The sequence below is a fragment of the Streptomyces rubellomurinus genome (genome assembly GCF_000961885.1).
Lineage (GTDB): Bacteria > Actinomycetota > Actinomycetes > Streptomycetales > Streptomycetaceae > Kitasatospora > Kitasatospora rubellomurina.
Genome location: NZ_JZKH01000349.1, coordinates 1 through 365, shown reverse-complemented (window position 1 = coordinate 365; position 365 = coordinate 1). Strand labels below are relative to the sequence as shown.

Annotated in this window: 1 protein-coding gene; it reads left to right on the top strand. The window is 74.8% G+C overall.

Features of this window, described 5'->3' with window-relative positions; all coding sequences use genetic code 11:
• A partial coding sequence (locus VM95_RS38150) for an acyltransferase domain-containing protein (RefSeq protein WP_045706305.1) occupies nucleotides 1-365 on the top strand: 365 nt, incomplete at both ends.

Here is a 365-nt window from a genome sequence, read left to right as displayed (position 1 = left end):
GTTCGGGGTGGAGCCGGCGGCGGTGGTGGGGCATTCGCAGGGGGAGATCGCGGCGGCGTGCGTGGCGGGTGCGTTGTCGTTGGAGGACGGCGCGCGGGTCGTCGCGCTGCGGTCGCGGGCGCTGCTGGGGCTGTCGGGGCGGGGTGGCATGGTGTCGGTGCCGCTGCCCGCCGAGGAGGTGGAGCGGCTGCTGGAGCCGTACGGCGGCCGGATCGGCATCGCCGCGCTCAACGGCCCTTCGTCCACGGTGGTTTCGGGCGATGCGAACGCGTTGGAGCAGCTGGTCGCCGGGCACGAGCGGGCGCGTCGGATCGACGTGGACTACGCCTCGCACGGCCCGCACGTCGAGGCGATCCGGGAGGAAC